The sequence below is a fragment of the Nitrobacter sp. 62-23 genome (genome assembly GCF_001897285.1).
Lineage (GTDB): Bacteria > Pseudomonadota > Alphaproteobacteria > Rhizobiales > Xanthobacteraceae > Nitrobacter.
On record NZ_MKSM01000085.1, the window covers coordinates 1 to 1,218 of the forward strand.

1 protein-coding gene and 1 pseudogene are annotated in these 1,218 nt (G+C 62.6%); both read right to left on the reverse strand.

The genetic code is table 11. From position 1 onward, the window contains the following. Positions 1–125, reverse strand: a 125-nt coding sequence (rplJ, locus tag BGO16_RS07705) for a 50S ribosomal protein L10 (protein WP_292618035.1), incomplete at its 3' end; no start/stop codon positions are given. A gap of 741 nt (positions 126–866) precedes the next feature. Further along, positions 867–1,218 (reverse strand): annotated as a pseudogene (locus BGO16_RS07710) (50S ribosomal protein L1); the annotation flags it as partial.

The window sequence follows — 1,218 nt, forward strand, 5'->3', positions numbered from 1 at the left end:
TGCTTGCGCAGGGTCTGCATCTGGGCCACCGTGAGGCCGGAATAGTGAGCAACGATCGCGACGCCCGTAGACTTGAAGGTCTCGTTGAGCTGTTCGACCGCTTCTTTTTTTGCCGCTCGTTCCACAGCAAGCTCTTTCTATTTGGCGGCCTTCGCCTCGAGGCTGGGACCGCCGGGTTATACCCATCGTCCAGCCCGCAACCTGATCCCGAGACCTCGGCTTCAAGATACCGGGTCTCAAGACACGCCGGGCGTGACGACATTCAGTAGCCTGCCCTCCCGCGTCCAGCAGCCTTACGGCCAAAAGGGCACGGGGTGTCGAGGTTCGAACCCAATCTGCTGCCTTCCGCTCGTGGCGCGGAAAGCGAAATCCGGTCTTCACCCGTCTATGCAGGTCATGCAATTAAGCCGTTGGACCAACTTGCGTTTGCCGCGGGCACCTGCAGTCTCGGACAGGATGGGGTCGACAACGTCGCCCCTGAGGGGACGACCGAAGACCCCGTTCGCACCATTGACCCAGCAAGATTGACGCCTCGTCCTCCCGAACCATCCGAATGGACATGCGGGAAGGCAAGACTCCTATCTCGTTGGATTTTTGGAATGCGAACACGGACATGCGAGCGCAAGCCAGCACGTCCGGAGCGCGGTGTTTAACGAATCTTCGCTGCGTTGCCAAGTCCTAAATCATGCAATTTTCCGGCCAGCTTTCGATCCGGACAAAATATCGCATCCGCATCCCGCGGCCGGCACCAGCGACGCCAAGGGCGGCGTGGCGGGCGATCCCGTCACGCATCGCACGCTTCGCAAATAAAAAGGCGGGTCCCGAAACTCCGAGTCCCGCCTTTATTCGTCGCAGCGGTCCCGGCCTCAGCCGAGCACGGTTCCCGGCTCGACCTTGACGCCCGGACCCATGGTCGAGGACACCGCAATGCGCTGGATATAGGTGCCCTTGGCGCCGGCGGGCTTCGCCTTCGCCACCGCGTCCGCCAACGCCTTGATATTCTCGACGAGTTTCTCCTCCGAGAACGAGGCCTTGCCGATACCGGCCTGCACGATGCCGGCCTTCTCGACGCGGAATTCGACCGAGCCGCCCTTGGCGCCCTTCACGGCCCCGGCGACGTCCATCGTCACGGTACCGATCTTCGGATTCGGCATCATGCCGCGCGGGCCGAGCACCTTGCCGAGCCGGCCGACCAGCGGCATCATGTCCGGCGTGGCG